Below are 256 nucleotides of genomic sequence, written 5' to 3' on the forward strand. Positions count from 1 at the left end.
TGTTGGCCTGGGGTGGGAAGCCCTGGCTCTGTTGGACCAGGCCGCCGTCCCACAGCATGGCGCCCTGCGCGCCGCTGTTCTGGGGCGGAAGGAAGCGGAAGACGCCCAGCCCGCCCGAGCCGACCACCAGGCGCCCGTCGCCGAAGGGCAGCCAGTTCGTGCCGCCGCCCATGAAGAGGATGCCCAGCACATCCGGCGGCAGCCAGCGCGTCTCGAGCTTCAGCGAGTCGGCCGCGACGCTCGTCGTGCCCCCCGC

General features: G+C 73.0%; 1 protein-coding gene. It reads right to left on the reverse strand.

The window, feature by feature from the left end:
- Positions 1 to 256 (reverse strand): hypothetical protein (locus tag KZZ04_RS19900; protein WP_219423987.1); only part of this gene is annotated, 256 nt, incomplete at both ends.

Source organism: Pseudoalteromonas sp. CR1 (assembly GCF_019392235.1).
Taxonomy (GTDB): Bacteria; Pseudomonadota; Gammaproteobacteria; order Enterobacterales; family Alteromonadaceae; genus Pseudoalteromonas.